Below are 571 nucleotides of genomic sequence, written 5' to 3' on the forward strand. Positions count from 1 at the left end.
GGCCAGGGCGCGGTCCACGCTTTCCAGCGAGTAGGTGCGGATGTCGCGGTAGCCGTCGCGGTCGAATTCGAACAGCACGTTGGCCACCAGCGGAATCGGCGCCGACGCAGCCGCCGTGCCCGCGTTGCATTGGCGTGCCGCCGCTTCGGCATCGTTGACCAGCTCCTCGGCGATCTGGATGTACGGCTTGGAATGACGCCACTGCTGCTGGTTGAACTCGTTGCCGGCATGCACCAGCTCGACCTCGCCACAGGCCACCTGTTGCTGCGCGCAACTGAACCCCGGCGCGCCATGCAGCACGCGCAGGCGCTGCCACAGGTCATCGCGCAGGTACTTGGCGCCATTGACCAGCGGGGTGTCGGTCGGCAACGGCGCGGCGCCCTGCTCCATGCCCACGATCAGCTTTTCCGACTCGCTCAGCGCCTGCTGCGGGAAATCGCTGCGGTCATTGCGGCTGTACTCGTGGAAGGACACGTCCAACCAGCACTGCGCCTTGGACAGGTGGTAGTCGCGGATTGGGCGGCCGCCGTCGTTGAGCGCCTGGATGCGGCCCTGGGTGGCCTCGTAGGCC

At 67.4% G+C, this 571-nt stretch carries 1 pseudogene; it reads right to left on the bottom strand.

What is annotated here, in order from left to right:
- Window positions 1-571: pseudogene (locus ACXJKJ_RS31565) on the bottom strand (hypothetical protein); the annotation flags it as partial.

It is taken from the genome of Roseateles sp. P5_E1 (assembly GCF_054049335.1).